The sequence below is a fragment of the Ruegeria sp. HKCCSA071 genome (assembly GCF_017872555.1).
Taxonomy (GTDB): Bacteria; Pseudomonadota; Alphaproteobacteria; order Rhodobacterales; family Rhodobacteraceae; genus Ruegeria.
On record NZ_JAEDOX010000010.1, the window covers coordinates 98,037 to 116,438 of the forward strand.

Below are 18,402 nucleotides of genomic sequence, written 5' to 3' on the forward strand. Positions count from 1 at the left end.
GGCAAGGGGCAGCGCCCCCTTATTCTGCTGCCATTCGCCGCGGCTCTGACACGTCGAGCGGAAACACTTTGGCCGCGTTCAGCAGCCATTTGGGATCGAAAACGTCCTTAACCGCCATCTGCGCATCAAGGTCGGCAGGTGAGTATTGATGCGCCATCAGATCCCGTTTTTCGATCCCCACACCATGTTCCCCGGTCAGACAGCCGCCCTCGTCAACACACAGCTTCAGGATCTCCGCCCCGAAAGCTTCGCAATTTTCCAGATCGCCGGGTTTGTTGGCGTCGAACAGGATCAGCGGATGCATGTTTCCGTCGCCTGCGTGGAACACATTTCCAACCGGCAGCCCGAACTCCTCACTCAGTTCTCCGATACGACGCAGAACGGTTGGTAAGGCTGACACCGGGATCGTGCCATCCAGACACATGTAATCGTTCAATTGTCCCATGGCGCCAAATGCAGATTTCCGACCCAACCAGATCTTGGCGCTTTCCTCGGCCGACTGGCTTTCGCGCAATTCAACCGGGTCATGGCGTTTGGCTATCTCGATGATTTTCGAAAGCTGATAATCGATTTCAGCGTCAGACCCCTCAACTTCGACGATCAGCAGCGCATGGCAGTCGGGATACCCGGCATGGGCAAAGTTCTCGCAGGCCCTGATGCACAATGTATCCATGAACTCGATCGCAACCGGCAATATGCCCGATTTGATGATGTCCGAGACACACTGCCCTGCAACCTCATTGTCATTGAAACCCATCAGGACCGGTCGCGCGCCCTCGGGCTTGCGAAGAATACGCAACGTGGCCTCGGTCACCACACCCAGCTGGCCTTCAGACCCACAGATGACACCCAACAGGTCCAGACCTGGTGCATCCAGATGCGCACCACCAATTTCGACAACGCTGCCATCCATCATGACCATGGTCACGCCCAACAGGTTGTTTGTGGTCACCCCATATTTAAGGCAATGCGCACCGCCCGAATTCATCGCGATATTGCCCGCGATGGCACAAGCCAGCTGCGAAGACGGATCGGGGGCGTAGAAGAAATCCTCTTCTTCGACCGCGCCGGTAACGCTTAGATTGGTGCGACCCGTCTGTACTCTGATGAAGCGGTTGTCATAGTCGATTTCCAGCACCTCATTCATCCGTGCGACGCCCAGAATGACGCAATCCGCAGTCGGCAAGGCTCCACCGGCCAGCGAAGTACCCGCCCCGCGCGGCACCACAGGCACGTTTTCGTCATGACAAATGCGCAGAACATCCGAAACCTGCTGTGTGCTTGACGGCAGCACGGCCAGCATTGGCGGGCATCTATAAGCCGTCAAGGCGTCACACTCGTAAGCGCGGGTTTCGGCGGGGTCGTGGATGATCGCCTCTTCGGGCAGAACCCGCGACAGCCGCGCAACAAGCGCAGATTTCCGGCTCAGAACATCCGGACTTGGCTTTGGCATCTCCATGGCGCTCCTCCTTTTGGTAAAATAATATTACCAATTTATCGCGCTGGCAAGTTCCCATGCCCGGCCTTACTGTCGCGGTCATGACCTGGATCGAACGTGCCGCTCTTTTTGCCCCTCTGGACTATGCATCGCTGCTTCTGCTGCTGGTTGCTTGGCTGTGGATCGGGAGGAAAATTGAACATCCGTCACCGCAGAGGCAATCCGTAGCCCTTATGATGGACGATTATCGGCGCGACTGGATGCGCGAGATGGTGACCCGCCAACCGCGCATGTTTGACGCACAGGTCGTGGCGGCCATGCGGCAGGGCAGTACATTTTTCGCGTCGACCACGATGATTGCCATCGGGGGTGGGCTGGCCCTGCTGGGCAACACCGAAAGACTGGCAGGCGTCGCAATCGACCTCGCCATCGGCAGTGCTCCGGCAATGGTCTGGGAGATCAAAATCCTTTTCGTCGTATTGCTGCTGGCTAACGCATTTCTGAAATATGTCTGGGCGCACCGCCTTTTCGGATATTGCGCCGTGTTGATGGCTGCAGTTCCCAATGACCCCGAAGACCCGCAAACCTATCCTCGCGCCGGTCAGGCGGCCGAGATCTGTGTTACCGCCGCGCGCAGCTTCAACCGCGGTCTGCGCGCCACCTATTTTGCACTGGCGTCGTTGGCGTGGTTTCTTGGACCTGTCGCGCTATTTTTGGGTACAGCGGTCACGTTTGGCGTCTTGTATCGGCGCGAGTTCACCTCACACTCGCGGGAAATACTGATGGCCCGAGCGGCCAGCACGGATACGTGATACCGACACACCGCCACACTGGTTACACTGGTGCGATGCGATACTTGATTCTCTGCGCCATGTTGGCGAGCCCCGCCCTTGCCGACCCACCAACAATCGAACAGGTCCGCACCAGTACGAACGGCGAAACATGGCGGTTCGATGTGACGATCCGGCATCCCGACACGGGTTGGGACCATTACGCCGACGGCTGGCGTGTTCTGGATATGGATGGAAACGAGTTGGGAATGCGCGTCCTGCTCCATCCACACGAAACCGAGCAACCCTTTACCCGCTCTCTGGGCGGGGTGGTCATTCCCGAAGGCATGACTCAGGTGCAAGTTCAGGCACGGTGCATCGTCGACGGATGGAATGAAGGCACCACAGTGGTCAAACTGGATTGACCCTCAGAAAATACCCATGGCCAGACCCGCACCCAAAGCGGCTCCTGTCTCGCGGCATTGATCCAGCTGGTCTTGCGGGATTGTCTTTTCGGCCAAAATGGCCTCGGGCGTTTGCGCATGGGTGCAGATGATCAGCGGAGACTGAACAGCTTTCAATCGCCAACCGGTGGCAATCCGTGCGATCTGACGGGCGGCATTTTCGCCATCTGATCCTGCACAAATCATCTGCGCATAGGGTCGGCCTTCTAGTTTTCCCAGCACCGGGTAGTAGCAACGGTCGAAGAATTCCTTCATCTGACCCGAAATTGCCGCCAGATTTTCTGGCGCGCAAAAGATGTAGCCATCGGCAGCCAATAGATCTTCCGGCCCGGCTTGATCGGCAGGCATAAGCTTTGTGTCAGCCTCACCTCGCGCAGCTTCGGCCGCGGCTTCGGCCATCTGCCGGGCACCGCCTGTGCGGGAGTGATAAACGATCAGAAGCTGCGCCATGTCAGACCCGGTGGTAGGGGCCACCTGACAGAATGGTCGCGGCCCGGTAAAGTTGCTCGGCCAGCATCACACGGACCAGCATATGGGGCCAGACCATCGACCCGAATGAAATGGAAAAATCCGCCTCGGTCCGCAGAACTGGGTCAATTCCGTCCGCACCACCGATCACAAACGCCAGGTCCTGCCGACCGGCATCGCGCCAATCACCCAGCTTCTTCGCGAAATCGGGCGAGGACATGACCCGCCCCCGTTCATCCAGCGTGCACAACACTGCCCCTTTGGGCAGGGCCCTACGCAGCAGCGCGGCCTCGGCTGCCATCCCCGCGTTTTTCTTGTCTTCAACCTCGATCACCTGCGCAGACCCAAGGCCCAGCGCACGGCCGGTCCGGTCAAATCGGGTCAGGTAATCGTCAAGCAGTGTTTTCTCGGGTCCGGCGCGCAATCGCCCGACCGCAACTATGCTGATACGCATGTCTCTCTCGCCTCCGGCCTGTTAATGCAGGCCGGGATAGCGCCTCAGTTCGCCGAGGCGCTGCCGCCCTGAGGCAGCCACATCTTTTCCAGCTGATAGAAATCACGCACTTCGGGGCGGAAGATATGGACGATGACGTCGCCCGTATCGATCAGCACCCAGTCGCCGGTATCCTTGCCTTCGACCTTCGAGGTGAAACCGAATTCCTGCTTGATGCGATCCGTCAGCTTTTCCGCCATGGCCGAAACCTGACGAGTCGACCGACCCGAGGCAATCACCATGTGATCCGCAACCGATGATTTGCCCTGCAGGTTGATCTGCACGACGTCTTCGGCCTTGTCATCGGAAAGTGAGGAAAGGATTCGTTCAAGCAGCTTGTCGCTGATTGACTGAGAGTGGGCCATTATGTTGACCCCATCATCGGCGGGCAAACCCGCCTGTGTATGTAGAGACAGGACATAGTCCTCCTTTGCTGCGCGCCGTGAAACCCCGGCGCCGGGGTACTAATAAGGTAGCAAGGGGAATGCAACATTTCAATGAATGCACGCTGCAGGGCGCACACAGGCGCTTACTCTGTAATGATCTGTTGCGCAGTTGCGCCGTCCGGCAGCAACCGGATTTCGCGCTGCGGGAAGGGGATCGAGATACCTTCTTCCTTGAATGCGTCCCAAAGCGCCAGATAGACATTGCCCCTAATATTGGTCAGCCCCTTTGTCGGGTCGCTGATCCAGAACCTCAGCACATAGTCCACGCTGCTGTCACCAAACCCGGTGATGTGGCAAACCGGTTCATGTTTGCCGCCGCTCAGGACCCGGGCAACCGCCTTTACCGCCCTGATTGCGGTTGCGCGCACTTTATGCGGATCGTCGTCATAGCTGGTACCAAAATCCAGATCCAATCTCACGAACCGGTCGGAATGAGACCAGTTCACCACCTGGTTGGTTATCAGATCTTCGTTTGGGATCAGGTACTCGCGCCCGTCCCGTGTTACGACCGACACATATCGCGCGCCAAGCGAGTTGATCCAACCGAACGTATCCCCCAACGAGATCACGTCGCCCGGCTTGATCGAGCGGTCCATCAGGATGATGATCCCCGATATCAGGTTCGACACCACTTTTTGCAAACCGAACCCGATACCCACGCCGATGGCGCCGGACAAAAGCGCGATGCCGGTCAGATCGAACCCCAAAGTGCGGATCGCAGCCATAAAGACTGCCCCGTAAAGCAAAACCTGTATGCCTTTCGACAGTAGCACCTGCATGGAAGGTGTTATGTCGTCATTGCTTTGCAATGCGCGTTCGGCTGCGCGCGTACCGATACGGGCCAGTGTCAGCAGGATGCCAATCAGCAATGTGGCCTTGAGAATCCCAAGGGCCGAAATATGTAGATCCCCGATGGAAATCGCGACTCCATCAAGAAAACCCGCGACATCATCCGTCAGATTCAGCGCGACAAGCGTTGCGTAAATCCACATTGCCCATTTGAAAATCCGGCGAAGCGTGCGGTTTTGGACCAGTCTCGCGACCAGTGCTATCGCCAGCCATGCCGCCGCCAACGTAGCTATCACCCCTATGATATAGCTGCGCGATGGCCAGGTGAGTTGCTGCATGATCAGATAAATTGCCCAGGAAAGCAGGATGAAGTAGAGCAGCGCCAACCGCCGCATCAACTGCACCAGAATTCGCAGCCGCCATTTCGGCCATCCTGTACGTGAACGGGCCCAACTATCCCATTTGGACTGAGTCAGAAACTTCAGCAGCAAAGCCAGCGCCCACAGTAACAGGATGATGAGCAGTTGATATTGTCGCCAGCCTGGCGTGACGATCAGATCAAGCAACTTCTCGAACTGCGCGGAAAAAGCCGCAACCATGTTGTTGTAGAGGTCCGTCAGCGTACTGGGGATCAGGTCTTGGTTCATACACGTCTCCTGCGGGTCAGCTTGGACAGCAATGCGGGGCGATGCAAGCCTGACACTGGTTTTGAACCTTGATTGCCGGATGGGCGCGGTATATCTGAACCGCATGAGACTCAATGTGGCCCAACTTCAGAATCTGGAAGATCGCGCGCGCTTGCGTGAACGGTTCTTTGGCGCTGCCCGCACGGTTCTGGCGCGCCTATCCGTCGCCTGAGCCAACTCGCCAGCTATTTCTCATTACATACGGGAGAGGACCGATGTCCCCCAAGACACTCTATGACAAGATTTGGGACGCCCATGTCGCGCACGAAGCCGATGATGGAACCTGCCTGCTTTATATCGACCGCCATCTGGTGCACGAAGTTACCAGCCCGCAGGCTTTTGAAGGGCTGCGCATGGCAGGCCGTAAAGTGCGCGCGCCGGAAAAGACCATCGCTGTACCGGACCACAACGTGCCGACCACACCGGACCGCATGAACGGGATCGAAAACCCGGAATCACGCATTCAGGTCGAGGCGCTGGACAAGAACGCCAAGGATTTCGGCATTCACTACTACCCGGTGAATGACGTGCGCCAGGGCATTGTCCACATCGTTGGCCCGGAACAGGGTTGGACCCTGCCGGGTATGACCGTTGTCTGCGGCGACAGCCACACAGCGACTCACGGTGCATTCGGCGCGCTGGCTCACGGCATCGGCACGTCTGAGGTTGAGCATGTTTTGGCCACGCAAACACTAATCCAGAAGAAGTCCAAGAACATGAAGGTGGAAATCACCGGCAAGTTGCAACCGGGCGTGACCGCCAAGGACATTACTCTGGCTGTGATCGGTGAGACCGGCACTGCTGGCGGTACCGGCTATGTCATCGAGTATTGCGGCGAAGCAATCCGTGATCTGTCAATGGAAGGTCGCATGACCGTCTGCAACATGGCGATCGAAGGCGGGGCTCGTGCCGGTCTGATCGCGCCGGATGAAACAACGTTCGAATATGTCAAAGGCCGCCCGCATGCGCCGAAAGGAGCGCAGTGGGAAGCGGCTCTGACATGGTGGAAAACGCTCTTTACTGATGAAGGCGCGCATTTCGACAAGGTTATCACCCTGCGCGGCGAAGACATCGCGCCGGTCGTGACCTGGGGCACCAGCCCCGAGGACGTTCTACCGATCACCGCAACCGTCCCGAACCCCGAAGATTTCGAAGGTGGCAAAGTCGACGCGGCCCGCCGCTCCATCGAATACATGGGGCTGAAAGCTGGCCAGAAGCTGAGCGAAGTTGAGATCGACACCGTCTTTATCGGTTCGTGCACCAACGGCCGGATCGAGGACCTGCGGGCCGCCGCCGAGATTCTGAAAGGCAAAAAGATCAAGGATGGCATACGCGCCATGGTCGTTCCGGGCTCGGGTCTGGTCCGCGCACAGGCCGAAGAAGAAGGTCTGGCGGATATCTTCAAAGAAGCCGGTTTCGAATGGCGTCTGGCAGGATGTTCGATGTGTCTGGCGATGAATCCCGACCAGTTGCAACCGGGTGAACGCTGCGCCGCGACTTCGAACCGCAACTTCGAAGGCCGTCAGGGCCGGGGTGGGCGCACCCACCTGCTAAGCCCGGCAATGGCCGCCGCAGCAGCAATCACAGGACGGCTGACAGACGTTCGTGAAATGATGTAAGCTACCCTCATAACTGGATATTTGAGGGATTGAAGACATGAGTGACTGGACAAAATGGCTATTGCTTGGACTTCTGTCCATCGTGTTCGGCATCTTTGTGCTGGGCGCACCGGTCGTGGCATCAATTACCGTGACGGTGGTCACAGGTGTATTGCTGCTGATTTCGGGCGCATTGCAGGTTGTCGGCGGCTTCACCGTCGAGGGGACCGGCAACAAGATACTGTCACTTATCATGGGTGTCGTGATGCTGTTTCTGGGCTGGTCCTTTCTGGATCACCCACTGCAGGGAACGCTGACACTGGCGACCGTCTGCCTGATCCTGTTTATGGCTGGCGGCATTGCCCGCGTGATCCTGTCGTTCCAGATGCGCGGAACACAGTATTTCTGGGCGACGCTGGTCTCGGGCATCATGTCGATTGTTCTGGCGATCCTGATCTGGCGCTTTGCCGCGATGGATCCTTCGGTGCTGCTGCAATTGCTGGGCATCCTGCTGGGGATCGAGATGATCTTTAACGGGCTCGGCCTTGTCTTCATGGCGTTCTTCGTCAAGGACGCACCAAAAGAAACGAAACAAGCTTAACGCGGGGTCTGGGCACGGCCCTCTCCCGCAGGAGTGTGAACATGGATAAGTTTGAAAAAGTCCACGGGGTGGCCGCCCCAATGCCGCTGATCAATATCGACACCGATATGATCATCCCGAAAGTGCACCTGAAAACAATCAAACGGTCCGGCCTGGGCGTCGTTCTGTTCGACGAGATGCGCTATCACGATGACGGTCAGGAGAATGAAGAATTCATCCTGAACAAGCCTGCCTATCGCGAGGCCGAGATTCTGGTTGCAGGCGACAACTTCGGCTGTGGGTCCTCACGCGAACATGCGCCCTGGGCGATCAAGGATTTCGGCATCAAGGTCGTGATCTCGACCAGTTTTGCCGACATTTTCTTCAACAACTGTTTCAAGAACGGCATTCTGCCGATCGTTGTCGGGGCAGAACACCACGCGATCCTTATGGATGATGCGCATAAAGGCGAAAACGCCCGCATGACCGTACATCTGGAAGACCAGCAGATCACCACATCGGACGGTGTCGTGATCGATTTCGAAATCGATCCTCATCGCAAGCACTGCCTGCTGAATGGTCTGGACGATATCGGACTCACGATGGAAAAAGATCATCACATCGACAAGTTCGAGGATCACGCCAGTCAGGCCCGTCCCTGGGTGTGATTCTGGGGACGAATCTGTGGATACTCAACCTGACGGGGTCGCCAAGGCGGCCCCGCTCGCATTCTTGGGGTTGATTTTTCGCAAACCACAACATGTGGGTATCAATTTGAGATACACGTCGGATTTGCGTCGAAAATGATGCAATACCGCACCAGTTGCGCCATCTTTTTGCCCGAAATCCCGTGTTTTCTGCACCTCGGCTTGAGCAAAATGCCGCTTATCGTTCATGTTGACGCTAAAGAGGCATCCGTCAACGTCAGACGAAGCGACGGGCACAAGTTGGAAACAAGTCGACAAAGATCGGCTGATCCGGTTTGAAAAAGGGTTCGGATAGTGATTGCGCGCACAACAGGGGCGGCGATACGCGGTATACTTGTTGCACTTTTGGTGCTGACACCTGCGTTGTACCTGCCTGTCTCATCTACGAACGGGACCGAGATACTGGTCTTTCTCGCGATCCTCGCGTTTATCCTGACCTTTGCCGAATACAATTCCGCCTTTCCCAGCTTTATCGAATTCCGCGACGCACCGCCGGTCAATCGCCTTCGGTTTGTCGGCCTGATGTCGATGGTCACCTTTCTGACGTTGATCTGCAAAAACACTTTTGAACCAACGCAGTTGACCACGTTCTCTTATTCGGTTGGTTTGTCTGTCGCAAATGTGGTGGACTTCCCCTATTCTCCGGTGCGCCTCATCGTGTTGATGTTGCCCCCGGATGCCGGCCACGCCCTGATCGAACTGGTCCGCATCACGGCCAGCGTGGCTTATGTCGCGGCTTTGGTCACGATTGTCAGCTTTGCCTATGCGGTCAGGGTTCGGGGATGGCCAACCGGAAATGGCGCCTTCAATGTGTGGACAAACCTGCCGCTGTTTGACCCGACCAAAGGGGGCGATGTCGTTACGCGCCTTCAACGGGATGGCCGCCTGAACATCTGTATCGGCATTCTGCTGCCATTCCTCATTCCGGCGATCATCAAGTTGATGAGCAGTGTGATCGCCCCGATCTCTCTCGGGAACCCACAGACCTTGATCTGGACCATGAGCGCATGGGCTTTCCTGCCCGCCAGCATGATCATGCGCGGCATGGCGACCCTCAGGATCGCGGGCTTGATCATGGAAAAACGCCGCGCCTATTCGACCAGCGAGTCAACACAGGCCGCATGATCCGCATCCTATGTCTGCTATTGTTGCCCTTTGCGGCACAGGCAGAGGTCGTGCGTATCGCCACCTATAACACCGAGCTCAGCAAAAAAGGTCCCGGCCTACTGCTTCGCGACATTCAACGCGATGACGCGCAAGTTCTGGCCGTTGTCGACGTTATTGCAACCGCGCGCCCTGACATCATCGCCCTTCAGGGTATCGACTGGGACCTGAACAATACCGCTGTAACAGCCCTGACCGGGAAACTGCGCACCGCGGGGCTTGATTACGGATATTACCTTGCCACACAACCCAATGCCGGGCTGGAAACCTCGCTTGACCTGGACGGCGATAGCAAGGCCCAAGGCCCCGGCGACGCCCAAGGCTGGGGCCAGTTCACAGGTCAAGGTGGGCTGGCGGTGTTATCACGATACGAAATTATCACAGCTGAGGTTCAGGATTATTCTGCGCTGTTGTGGCGCAGTTTACCGGGCGCCACCCTGCCTGGCGTAAACGGGCAACCCTTCCCGTCTGACGCGGCACATCAGATACAACGCTTGTCTTCGACTGCACATTGGGTTGTACCGATCGAAACCCCGTATGGGCGGCTCAATCTCATGACCTTTCATGCGGCGCCGCCCGTTTTCGATGGGCCCGAGGATCGAAACGGGTTGCGCAATCAAGATGAGATCCGGCTCTGGTCCGTATTATTGAACGGTGAACTGGAGCCAGTCCCCGAAGGTGCCTTTGTGATCGCCGGCGATGCCAACCTTGATCCAACGCGTGGAGAGGGCCGTAAACAGGCCATTCAGTCCCTTCTGACCCATCCCCGTTTGCAAGACCCGCTGCCGAAAGACCCTTCAGGCTCGACCTCAACGGTCGCTTGGAAGGCCACGGGTGAAATGCGCGTGGATTATGTGTTGCCGTCCGCCGACCTGCGCATTTCGGATGCCGGTGTGACGTGGCCGGAAAAAGGCAACAAGCTTTACGAATCTGCCCTACGTGCCAGCAGGCACCGATTGGTCTGGGTTGACGTCACCCTGCCTTAAGGCATGATCGACTCTGGGGTCGCATAGGACAAAGTCACCAGGTTAGGTGAGATTGCAGAACGCAATGCATCATCCAGATCGGTCTGATGCTCAGAACCCAGTAACTCGGTCAGGTACGATCCGTCCAACTGGTGTGGCACCTGCCACAGATACCGCATTTCAATCAGGTGTGAAGACATGCGCCAGAATGGTCGCGCCAGCTGCAATGGCCACCATTGCATCGGCTTCACGGATATGTCGCGTCCGGTCACTCTCGTCAAAGACTGCGCGATCTGAGTTCCGGTCAGAGTGTAGCCAGCAAAAGGAACATCGCAGAACCGCGGCAGATCCTTTCGAATTTCACACAGCGCGACGGCAGCTTGGGCCAAATCAGGCAGATAGGCCCAGGCGTGCAAAGCTTCTGGATCTCCGGGATACACGAATTGATTGCGCGACAGATGCTTGATCATGACCTGATCGAACCAGTTTCCAGATGCCTCGGTGTCAATGAAATCACCCGCACGCAGAAGGATCGTACGGACGGTTGAGGCGCGATACGTCTCCTCCATCTCGATCCGGATGCGGCCAAGCGGATTGGTGGCCAAGTGCGGTGTACTCCCGGACCATGGGCCTTGCGTGTCCGCTCCAAACACATAGACGTTGCCGGGAACCAGTACGGTGGCTCCGGTCTCGGACGCGGCATCTATCACACGTCTGGTCAGGTCGGGAATTTCACGCGCCCAATCAGGATAGAGCGGATTCCATCCGTTTACGATGACATCCACCCCTTTTGCCGCCTGGGAAAGAGATCCGGACCCGCGACGGAACGTTTGCACGGCCCAGCCTGCATTTCGAAACGCCTTTGTAGCATTGCGCCCAAACCGGCCCGACGCGCCGAGTATCAGTGCAGTTTGTGTCATTGATGCCTCCTGTTTCAGACCAATCTACCCATTCAATGTACGTATTGAATTGCCGCGAAATGCAGAATGTGTATTCATTTTTGAATGGATAAAGCACTGACACATGCGGATTGGTCTCTGATCCAAAGCTTTCTGGCCGTGGCCGAAACCGGGTCTCTGTCTGCCGCTGCACGGCACCTTGATCGCAGCCAGCCCACATTGGGACGGCAAGTACAAAGCCTTGAGGCCGAACTGGGCGTATCCTTGTTCGACCGGCACGCGCGTGGCCTGAAACTGAGCGTGGCAGGTTCCCAGCTCTTGCCGATGGCGCAGCAAATGCACAGCGCCATGACTGCCTTCAGCCTTACTGCCGCGGGGCAGTCGCAACAGCTTGAAGGCTCGGTCCGCATCACCGCTTCGGTCTTCGCTTCGCATCACTTGCTGCCACCGATTCTGGCGAATATCCGAAGGCAGGAACCCGCCATTCAACTTGAGCTGGTCGCCACTGACACCACGGAAAACCTGCTGTACCGCGAGGCGGATATTGCCGTTCGCATGTATCGCCCCGCGCAGATGGATATCATCTCGCGATATCTGGGGGAGGTGCCACTATGCTTTTGCGCGGCCAAGTCCTATCTTGATCGTAAGGGGCGCCCTACAACACCCAAGGAACTTTTTTCCCACGACCTTGTGGGTTTTGACGCCAATCAGGAAATCATCAAGGCCATGCGCGAAAAAGGATGGCCCGCAAGTCGCGATAGTTTTGCGACCCGCTGCGATCTGCAAAGCGCCTATTGGGAACTGATCCGCGCGGGATGCGGCATTGGCTTCAGCCAGGTCCAGATGGCCGAAGCCGACCCGGATGTCGAAATCTTGCCACTGGATGTTGAAATCCCGGTTCTACCCGTGTGGTTGGCTGCACCGCAGGCGATGCGCCAGACCCCACGTATCCGCAGGGTCTGGGATTTGTTGGCAGAAGGGCTCAAAGCCGCTCTTTGAGCGTCAAAGCGGGCCGGTATAAGTTCCGCGCGCCGGGTAGTTATTGCCCAAAGTGAACTTCAGACCACCCGCGATATCAGACATCGACGGACGTCCAAAAGGCGTGGTCTGTTGCCACGCAAAATAAAGCGTCCGGTCAGGTGCGATGTAGAAATGCCCCGGCTCGGCGAACAGATCCGGTTCGGCGCTGCCTTCGCGCTTGGTCGAGATGTTAAGACCCCAACCCTCCCGCGCAGCAGACAGGGGAAAGCTGTGACCCACACGCAAGCGCGACGCTCCGGCTTTTTCGGCGGTTTCAGCGGCACGTTCGGCGGTATCGGTGGTGATCATGATAACCTCGACACCCAGCGCCGTGAAATCGTCCAGCGCCGCCTCTACCTCGGCCATCTGCTTGATGCAAATCGGGCAATGCAGCCCGCGATATTGAATTACCAGCGCCCCGTTTTCGCCTTTGTCCACGTCAAGATCGAAGCTGCCATGGGCAACAGTTTCGATTTTTAGCGCAGGAACCCGATTTCCAGGTGTCAGCATGTGTTTTCCTTGTGTTCTGACAGGTCTGTCTCATTGACCCGATGCTGCGCAGACGCTAGGGCCTGTGCAACAAAACGCAAGGAGACCCTTCATGCCCAACCCCTCGCTCCTCATCCTGCCCGGAGACGGAATTGGCCCAGAAGTTATGGCCGAAGTGCGCAGAATCATCGATTGGTTCGGTGCCAATCGCGGTCTTCAATTTGACGTGAGCGAGGATCTGGTGGGCGGTGCCGCTTATGACGCCCACGGCAAGCCTCTGTCCGATGAGACCATGGCAAAGGCGCAAGAGGTTGACGCGGTTCTGCTGGGCGCTGTCGGCGGTCCTAAATACGACGATCTGGATTTCAGCCTGAAACCCGAGCGTGGTTTGCTGCGCCTGCGCAAGGAAATGGACCTGTATTCGAACCTGCGCCCGGCCCAGTGCTTTGACGCGCTTGCCGATTTCTCGTCGCTGAAGAAAGACATCGTTGCCGGTCTGGATATCATGATCGTCCGCGAACTGACGTCGGGCGTCTATTTCGGTGAGCCGCGCGGCATCTTCGAGGAAGGCAACGAACGCGTCGGCATCAACACCCAGCGTTACACCGAATCCGAGATCGAACGCGCCGCGCGCTCGGCTTTTGAACTGGCAATGCGCCGCAATAAAAAGTTGTGCTCGATGGAAAAAGCCAACGTCATGGAATCGGGCATCCTGTGGCGCGAAGTCGTCACCCGCGTCGCTGCGGACTACCCCGAAGTTGAGCTGAGCCATATGTACGCCGACAACGGCGCGATGCAGCTTGTGCGCGCACCGAAACAGTTTGATGTGATCCTGACCGACAACCTGTTCGGTGACATCCTGTCGGACTGCGCCGCGATGTTGACCGGGTCGCTGGGCATGTTGCCTTCGGCCTCTCTGGGCGCGCCGATGGCCAATGGTCGGCCCAAGGCAATGTATGAGCCCGTCCACGGCTCGGCTCCGGATATCGCGGGTCAGGGCAAAGCCAACCCGATCGCCTGTATCCTCAGCTTTGCCATGGCCCTGCGCTATAGCTTTGATCAGGGCGAAGAAGCGGATCGTCTTGAGGCCGCGATCGAGAAAGTACTGGCCGATGGTGTACGCACCGGCGACCTGCTTGCAGATGAGGGCGTTCAGCCCGTATCAACCACTGAAATGGGCGACGCGATCCTTGCGGCCTTGGACGCCAGCGTCTGAAACACGCAATCGGCGAAATGACAAAAGGCGGCGCCCAGTGCACCGCCTTTTTGGTATTCCCATCAAAGAAGATTCTAGTTGCCGCCAAATATATTCCTCAGCAGATTGTTGATGTCCTCGGCAAAACCACCGCGCTTTCGACCCGGTTGTGGCTGCGCGACCTGAACTGGCGGTGCTGGTGCGATCATCGGCAAGGGGGTGGGTGTCATCCCTTCGGTGACACGCAGCATGGTTTCTCTCCAGATTTCCGCGGGCAAACCGCCGCCGGTCACACCAGATAGGGGCGTGTTGTCGTCATAGCCCATCCAAACACCGGTTACGTAATCCGCAGTAAACCCGATGAACCATGCGTCGCGCGCGGCCTGGGTCGTGCCCGTTTTGCCCGCCACCTGCCAGCCGGGCAACTTGGCCCGGCCACCTGTGCCTTCGGACACCACACGTTCCATCATCCAGGTCAACTGTTTGGCTGCCGTCTCATTAACGACCCTCTCACCAATACCGGTCGTCGTAACCATGACAGGTGCTTCATCCCCCAGCAGCTTCAGCTCGGTCAGGCCATAAGGTTCAACGGCAGAGCCGCCGTTCAGAATACCTGCATAAGCCCCCGTCATCTCAATCAGCGTGCTTTCCGACGCACCCAGCGCCAAGGCCGGACCTTGCGCCAGATCGCTGGCAATCCCAAAACCACTGGCCACGGTGCGGACGTTATCCAAGCCCGAAATCTCGGCAACTTTCACCGCCGGAATGTTCAGTGAGTTCTTCAAAGCATCCGCCAATGACACGCGCCCGTAATACTTGTTGGTATAGTTCTTGGGGCACCATTGGCCGGACCCGGGAATGTCCACGCAGTAAGGTTCATCCATCACCGTATCCAGCGGGGAATAGCCGAGTTCCAACGCGGTAGCGTAGACAAAAGGTTTGAAGGACGAACCGGTTTGACGTTTGGCGATGGTGGCCCGGTTGAACACACCGGCAACCCGTGTTTCGCGCCCCCCGACCATCGCCCTTACCGCGCCGTCCGCGGACATGACTACGATGGCCGCCTGCGCCTTGGAGCCTTCGCGCACCTTTTCCTGAAAGATGAATTGCAAAGCCTCTTCCGCCGATCGCTGAATCCGCTGATCCAAAGTCGTTTGGATCACAACATCTTCGGTTGTGTTATCGCCGAAATAACTGGGAAGTTCCGAAACAACCCAATCTGCGAAATAGCCGCCCGCTCGGGCAGCTGCCGCTTCAGACAATTGCGCCGGTCGCGCACGCGCTTCGCTGGCCTGTGCGGCGGTCAGATACCCCTGATCCTCCATCAGGCCGATCACCAGCCGTGCCCGATCCTGAGACCGTTGCAGGTTGTTGGTCGGTGCATAGCGTGTAGGCGCAACCAGCAGTCCAGCCAGCATCGCGGCCTCTGCGGGCGAAACCTCGGCGGCAGATTTTCCAAAGTAGCGCTGGCTTGCGGCTTCGAACCCACGCGCGCCTGCGCCAAGAAAAGCGCGGTTCAGGTAGATCGTCAAAACCTCGTCCTTGGAGTATTTCACCTCCATTGCGAGCGCATAGACGGCTTCCTTGGCCTTGCGCCACAAGGAACCCTGACGGCAGTCGGCCTCATATGCGGCCTCGGATTCCCAATCACTGGGATCATAGGGAACACCCAAACACAGCAATTTCGCGGTCTGTTGCGTGATGGTGGACCCGCCATGCCCTGACAAAGGCCCGCGGCCTTCGCTCAGGTTGATGCTGACCGCGCTGGCGACGCCACGCGGGCTGACCCCGAAATGCCGGTAAAATCGCTTGTCTTCGGTTGCGATGACTGCGTTCTTGAGATGCGGAGACACGGTATCGGCCGTGATCACGCCACCAAACTGATCGCCACGCCAGGCAAAGACCTTGCCGTCACGATCCAGCAAAGTCACGGAACCCCGCGCGCGCCCATCCAGCAAGGCATCCACATCCGGCAAGGTTGCATAAACGATACCCACCGCCAGCGCGAGCAGCATGGCCGAAATCGCACCTACACGCCAGGTCAAGCCCCAGATCAGCCGCCAGATCCATCGGAACAAACGGCGAAAGATACCACCGCCTTTGCCCCCTGATGACGTGCGGGTTTTCCTGCGTGTGGTTTTGCGCGTGGCCGTTTTGCGCGCCGTCGATTTTTTGCCCGCCGTGCTTTTGGTCGCCGCCGGTTTTCGGCCCTTTGAAGGGTACCGTCTATCCGCGACCAATGTCGGCTTGCGGCGCTTGGACTCAGTCATGCTCAAACTCTGCCCGGTTATACTTTTTGGTCACCATACCTCGACAACCACGGTATGTAGAGGTCCGATTTTCCGGAATTTCCCCTCTCTATAGTGCTCAATTATTAGTCGCAATGGCTGCGTTGTGCAAAAATTGTGCAACTTCGCATTATTTTCCGACAGGTTTTGGCCCCGAAAGCGTTTCTTACTGCGCCGCGGCGCGCTTTTTTTCTGCAGGCGCAAACAAAACCGGTCCCACCGGACAATCAGAGGGGAAAGACGTGAAACTGATCATTGCGACAATCAAGCCGTTCAAGCTGGAGGAGGTGCGCGAAGCACTGACCGAGGCTGGCGTGCGCGGCATGATGGTGACCGAAATCAAGGGCTTCGGCTCGCAGTCCGGTCACACCGAAATCTATCGTGGGGCCGAATATGCGGTGAACTTCGTGCCCAAGATCAAGCTTGAGATCGTGGTGCCTGCGACAATGGCCGACCAGATCGTCGAGACCATCACCAAAACCGCCAAAACCGGCAAGATCGGTGACGGCAAGATTTTTGTCCTCGATGTCGAACAGGCGATGCGTGTGCGTACCGGGGAAACCAACGAGGACGCGCTGTAAGCGCGCCCACTCACAATCATTCGAGGACTGACAATGAACCTGATGAAATCTCTCATCCCTGCCGCCGCCATTGTTGCGCTGCCGCAGATGGGTCTTGCGCAAGAGGCCGCCGCAACCGGCGAAGCGGCACAGCACACCCAGTATATCTTTACCACGCTTCTGTTTCTGATGGCGGGCTTTCTTGTTTTCTTCATGGCTGCAGGTTTTGCCATGCTGGAAGGCGGTCTGGTGCGATCCAAGAACGTTGCCATGCAGATGATCAAGAACGTGGCATTGTTTTCATTTGCCGCAATCATGTACTGGCTGATCGGATTCAACCTGATGTATCCAGGCGACGGCTGGTCCATCACGGGCTGGCTTGGCCCGTTCTTTTCGACCACAACGCTTGATGCGGTTGGTGTTGCGCCGGCGGATGCGGCACTGGACTATGCTTCGGTCGGTTCAGACTTCTTCTTCCAGCTTGTGTTCGTGGCCGCGACTGCGTCCATCGTGTCGGGCGCCGTGGCGGAACGGATCAAGCTTTGGCCTTTCCTGATCTTCGTCATCGTGCTGACAGGCATCATGTACCCGATTTCCGGTTCATGGAAATGGGGCGGCGGCTGGCTGGATGCCAAGGGCTTCTCGGACTTTGCTGGTTCGACCATCGTACACTCGGTCGGTGGCTGGGCTGCGCTGGCAGGGGCCCTTATCCTAGGCCCGCGGATCGGCAAGTACAAAGATGACAAAGTTCACCCGATGCCCGGCTCTAACCTGGCGTTGGCGACCCTGGGAACGTTCATCCTGTGGCTGGGTTGGTTCGGATTCAACGGCGGCTCGCAGCTGGCGATGGGAACCGTGGGCGATGTATCGGACGTGTCACGCATCTTTGCCAACACCAACATGGCCGCGGCTTCGGGCTCGGTTGCAGCGCTGATCCTGACCCAGGTTCTGTACAGGAAGCCTGACCTGACGATGGTGCTGAACGGCGCACTGGCCGGTCTGGTCTCGATCACGGCCGAGCCGCTGGCCCCGACCCTGTTCGGTGCCCTGTGGATCGGCGCCGTGGGTGGTATCATCGTGGTCTTCGCGGTCCCGATGCTGGACAAGTTCAAGATCGATGATGTTGTCGGTGCCATCCCGGTTCACCTGTTCTGTGGCATCTGGGGCACCATCGCCGTCATTTTCTACGGTGACGCGAGCCTGGGCTCGCAGCTTCTGGGCATCGTCGCATACGGCGTTTTCACCTTTGTCGGCGCACTGATCCTGTGGACGATCCTGAAATCCACCGTCGGCATCCGTGTCAGCGAAGAGGATGAGATCAACGGCCTCGACATGGCTGAACTGGGAATGGAAGCATACCCCGAATTCTCGAAAGGCTAAGCC

Annotated in this window: 21 protein-coding genes; 12 read left to right on the forward strand and 9 right to left on the reverse strand. The window is 57.6% G+C overall.

The window, feature by feature from the left end:
• Positions 1 to 19: 19 nt before the first annotated feature.
• On the reverse strand, positions 20 to 1,459 hold the full coding sequence (locus I9188_RS16390; protein ID WP_209507233.1) for an FAD-linked oxidase C-terminal domain-containing protein: 1,440 nt from the start codon (positions 1,457 to 1,459) through the stop codon (positions 20 to 22).
• 80 nt (positions 1,460 to 1,539) lie between these two features.
• On the opposite strand from I9188_RS16390, the gene I9188_RS16395 reads away from it, so the two are divergent.
• Together I9188_RS16395 and I9188_RS16400 are read left to right on the forward strand one after the other, a co-directional pair.
• Positions 1,540 to 2,250, forward strand: a complete 711-nt coding sequence (locus I9188_RS16395) for a DUF599 domain-containing protein (protein WP_209507276.1) — start codon at positions 1,540 to 1,542, stop codon at positions 2,248 to 2,250.
• Positions 2,251 to 2,285: 35 nt separating this feature from the next.
• Complete coding sequence (locus I9188_RS16400) at positions 2,286 to 2,633, forward strand: hypothetical protein (RefSeq protein ID WP_209507234.1); 348 nt, start codon at positions 2,286 to 2,288, stop codon at positions 2,631 to 2,633.
• Positions 2,634 to 2,636: 3 nt separating this feature from the next.
• Here the strand turns inward: I9188_RS16400 and I9188_RS16405 are convergent, their stop codons facing one another.
• The 4 genes from I9188_RS16405 to I9188_RS16420 form a co-directional block, all read right to left on the reverse strand.
• Entirely contained in the window at positions 2,637 to 3,122 is a 486-nt protein-coding gene (locus I9188_RS16405) for an NAD(P)H-dependent oxidoreductase (RefSeq protein WP_209507235.1), read from the reverse strand.
• Position 3,123: 1 nt separating this feature from the next.
• Positions 3,124 to 3,594: a 23S rRNA (pseudouridine(1915)-N(3))-methyltransferase RlmH gene (rlmH, locus tag I9188_RS16410; protein ID WP_209507236.1), complete on the reverse strand. Its 471-nt coding sequence runs from the start codon at positions 3,592 to 3,594 to the stop codon at positions 3,124 to 3,126.
• 44 nt (positions 3,595 to 3,638) lie between these two features.
• Positions 3,639 to 3,998, reverse strand: a complete 360-nt coding sequence (rsfS, locus tag I9188_RS16415; RefSeq protein WP_209507237.1) for a ribosome silencing factor — start codon at positions 3,996 to 3,998, stop codon at positions 3,639 to 3,641.
• A 164-nt stretch (positions 3,999 to 4,162) separates the two neighbouring features.
• The gene (locus tag I9188_RS16420) at positions 4,163 to 5,467 is read right to left on the reverse strand and encodes a mechanosensitive ion channel domain-containing protein (protein WP_245220653.1); all 1,305 of its coding nucleotides are present in this window, start codon (positions 5,465 to 5,467) and stop codon (positions 4,163 to 4,165) included.
• A 79-nt stretch (positions 5,468 to 5,546) separates the two neighbouring features.
• Here I9188_RS16420 and I9188_RS20300 point away from each other — a divergent pair, with 79 nt between their 5' ends.
• Genes I9188_RS20300 through leuD form a run of 4 tightly spaced genes read left to right on the forward strand, consistent with a single transcriptional unit; the run spans position 5,547 to position 8,400 of the window.
• Positions 5,547 to 5,726 carry a hypothetical protein gene (locus I9188_RS20300; RefSeq protein WP_245223738.1) on the forward strand — a complete coding sequence of 60 codons (180 nt, stop codon included), beginning with the start codon at positions 5,547 to 5,549 and terminating at the stop codon, positions 5,724 to 5,726.
• Positions 5,727 to 5,769: 43 nt separating this feature from the next.
• On the forward strand, positions 5,770 to 7,173 hold the full coding sequence (gene leuC, locus I9188_RS16430; RefSeq protein WP_209507239.1) for a 3-isopropylmalate dehydratase large subunit: 1,404 nt from the start codon (positions 5,770 to 5,772) through the stop codon (positions 7,171 to 7,173).
• 37 nt (positions 7,174 to 7,210) lie between these two features.
• A complete protein-coding gene (locus I9188_RS16435; RefSeq protein WP_209507240.1) occupies positions 7,211 to 7,753 on the forward strand; it encodes a DUF308 domain-containing protein in 543 nt (180 codons plus the stop codon).
• A 41-nt stretch (positions 7,754 to 7,794) separates the two neighbouring features.
• A complete protein-coding gene (leuD, locus tag I9188_RS16440; RefSeq protein WP_209507241.1) occupies positions 7,795 to 8,400 on the forward strand; it encodes a 3-isopropylmalate dehydratase small subunit in 606 nt (201 codons plus the stop codon).
• A 24-nt stretch (positions 8,401 to 8,424) separates the two neighbouring features.
• Here leuD and I9188_RS16445 read toward each other — a convergent pair whose 3' ends face one another.
• Entirely contained in the window at positions 8,425 to 8,628 is a 204-nt protein-coding gene (locus tag I9188_RS16445; protein ID WP_209599681.1) for a hypothetical protein, read from the reverse strand.
• 105 nt (positions 8,629 to 8,733) lie between these two features.
• Here I9188_RS16445 and I9188_RS16450 point away from each other — a divergent pair, with 105 nt between their 5' ends.
• Together I9188_RS16450 and I9188_RS16455 are read left to right on the forward strand one after the other, a co-directional pair.
• Positions 8,734 to 9,564 carry a hypothetical protein gene (locus tag I9188_RS16450; protein ID WP_209507242.1) on the forward strand — a complete coding sequence of 277 codons (831 nt, stop codon included), beginning with the start codon at positions 8,734 to 8,736 and terminating at the stop codon, positions 9,562 to 9,564.
• Positions 9,561 to 10,589 (forward strand): endonuclease/exonuclease/phosphatase family protein, encoded by a 1,029-nt coding sequence (locus I9188_RS16455; protein WP_209507243.1) that lies wholly within the window; start codon positions 9,561 to 9,563, stop codon positions 10,587 to 10,589. The genes I9188_RS16450 and I9188_RS16455 overlap by 4 nt, the downstream gene beginning before the upstream one ends.
• Here the strand turns inward: I9188_RS16455 and I9188_RS16460 are convergent.
• On the reverse strand, positions 10,586 to 11,488 hold the full coding sequence (locus I9188_RS16460; protein WP_209507244.1) for an epimerase: 903 nt from the start codon (positions 11,486 to 11,488) through the stop codon (positions 10,586 to 10,588). The two genes, I9188_RS16455 and I9188_RS16460, sit on opposite strands and share 4 nt — an antisense overlap.
• Positions 11,489 to 11,572: 84 nt before the next feature.
• Between I9188_RS16460 and I9188_RS16465 the strand changes: the two genes are divergently transcribed.
• Positions 11,573 to 12,466, forward strand: coding sequence for a LysR family transcriptional regulator (locus I9188_RS16465; RefSeq protein WP_209507245.1), 894 nt, complete (start codon positions 11,573 to 11,575; stop codon positions 12,464 to 12,466).
• Between the two features lie 3 nt (positions 12,467 to 12,469).
• Here the strand turns inward: I9188_RS16465 and I9188_RS16470 are convergent, their stop codons facing one another.
• Complete coding sequence (locus I9188_RS16470; RefSeq protein WP_209507246.1) at positions 12,470 to 12,997, reverse strand: redoxin domain-containing protein; 528 nt, start codon at positions 12,995 to 12,997, stop codon at positions 12,470 to 12,472.
• A 91-nt stretch (positions 12,998 to 13,088) separates the two neighbouring features.
• Between I9188_RS16470 and leuB the strand changes: the two genes are divergently transcribed.
• Positions 13,089 to 14,192 (forward strand): 3-isopropylmalate dehydrogenase, encoded by a 1,104-nt coding sequence (gene leuB, locus I9188_RS16475; protein WP_209507247.1) that lies wholly within the window; start codon positions 13,089 to 13,091, stop codon positions 14,190 to 14,192.
• 74 nt (positions 14,193 to 14,266) lie between these two features.
• On the opposite strand, the gene I9188_RS16480 is transcribed toward leuB, so the two are convergent.
• A complete protein-coding gene (locus I9188_RS16480) occupies positions 14,267 to 16,441 on the reverse strand; it encodes a PBP1A family penicillin-binding protein (RefSeq protein ID WP_209507248.1) in 2,175 nt (724 codons plus the stop codon).
• Between the two features lie 260 nt (positions 16,442 to 16,701).
• Between I9188_RS16480 and I9188_RS16485 the strand changes: the two genes are divergently transcribed.
• Together I9188_RS16485 and I9188_RS16490 are read left to right on the forward strand one after the other, a co-directional pair.
• On the forward strand, positions 16,702 to 17,040 hold the full coding sequence (locus tag I9188_RS16485; protein WP_209507249.1) for a P-II family nitrogen regulator: 339 nt from the start codon (positions 16,702 to 16,704) through the stop codon (positions 17,038 to 17,040).
• Between the two features lie 33 nt (positions 17,041 to 17,073).
• Positions 17,074 to 18,399 carry an ammonium transporter gene (locus I9188_RS16490; protein ID WP_209507250.1) on the forward strand — a complete coding sequence of 442 codons (1,326 nt, stop codon included), beginning with the start codon at positions 17,074 to 17,076 and terminating at the stop codon, positions 18,397 to 18,399.
• The last annotated feature ends 3 nt before the right edge of the window (positions 18,400 to 18,402 follow it).

What these genes read in the sequence shown, in the direction of transcription:
- leuD (WP_209507241.1), top strand. Translation starts at nt 7,795, where the DNA reads ATGGATAAGTTTGAAAAAGTCCACGGGGTGGCCGCCCCAATGCCGCTG.
- I9188_RS16395 (WP_209507276.1), top strand. Translation starts at nt 1,540, where the DNA reads ATGACCTGGATCGAACGTGCCGCTCTTTTTGCCCCTCTGGACTATGCA.
- I9188_RS16470 (WP_209507246.1), bottom strand. Translation starts at nt 12,997, where the DNA reads ATGCTGACACCTGGAAATCGGGTTCCTGCGCTAAAAATCGAAACTGTT.
- I9188_RS16435 (WP_209507240.1), top strand. Translation starts at nt 7,211, where the DNA reads ATGAGTGACTGGACAAAATGGCTATTGCTTGGACTTCTGTCCATCGTG.
- I9188_RS16490 (WP_209507250.1), top strand. Translation starts at nt 17,074, where the DNA reads ATGAACCTGATGAAATCTCTCATCCCTGCCGCCGCCATTGTTGCGCTG.
- I9188_RS16445 (WP_209599681.1), bottom strand. Translation starts at nt 8,628, where the DNA reads ATGAACGATAAGCGGCATTTTGCTCAAGCCGAGGTGCAGAAAACACGG.
- I9188_RS20300 (WP_245223738.1), top strand. Translation starts at nt 5,547, where the DNA reads ATGCGGGGCGATGCAAGCCTGACACTGGTTTTGAACCTTGATTGCCGG.
- I9188_RS16480 (WP_209507248.1), bottom strand. Translation starts at nt 16,441, where the DNA reads ATGACTGAGTCCAAGCGCCGCAAGCCGACATTGGTCGCGGATAGACGG.
- leuB (WP_209507247.1), top strand. Translation starts at nt 13,089, where the DNA reads ATGCCCAACCCCTCGCTCCTCATCCTGCCCGGAGACGGAATTGGCCCA.
- rsfS (WP_209507237.1), bottom strand. Translation starts at nt 3,998, where the DNA reads ATGGCCCACTCTCAGTCAATCAGCGACAAGCTGCTTGAACGAATCCTT.
- I9188_RS16420 (WP_245220653.1), bottom strand. Translation starts at nt 5,467, where the DNA reads ATGGTTGCGGCTTTTTCCGCGCAGTTCGAGAAGTTGCTTGATCTGATC.
- I9188_RS16465 (WP_209507245.1), top strand. Translation starts at nt 11,573, where the DNA reads ATGGATAAAGCACTGACACATGCGGATTGGTCTCTGATCCAAAGCTTT.
- I9188_RS16390 (WP_209507233.1), bottom strand. Translation starts at nt 1,459, where the DNA reads ATGGAGATGCCAAAGCCAAGTCCGGATGTTCTGAGCCGGAAATCTGCG.
- I9188_RS16405 (WP_209507235.1), bottom strand. Translation starts at nt 3,122, where the DNA reads ATGGCGCAGCTTCTGATCGTTTATCACTCCCGCACAGGCGGTGCCCGG.
- rlmH (WP_209507236.1), bottom strand. Translation starts at nt 3,594, where the DNA reads ATGCGTATCAGCATAGTTGCGGTCGGGCGATTGCGCGCCGGACCCGAG.
- I9188_RS16400 (WP_209507234.1), top strand. Translation starts at nt 2,286, where the DNA reads ATGCGATACTTGATTCTCTGCGCCATGTTGGCGAGCCCCGCCCTTGCC.
- leuC (WP_209507239.1), top strand. Translation starts at nt 5,770, where the DNA reads ATGTCCCCCAAGACACTCTATGACAAGATTTGGGACGCCCATGTCGCG.
- I9188_RS16460 (WP_209507244.1), bottom strand. Translation starts at nt 11,488, where the DNA reads ATGACACAAACTGCACTGATACTCGGCGCGTCGGGCCGGTTTGGGCGC.
- I9188_RS16455 (WP_209507243.1), top strand. Translation starts at nt 9,561, where the DNA reads ATGATCCGCATCCTATGTCTGCTATTGTTGCCCTTTGCGGCACAGGCA.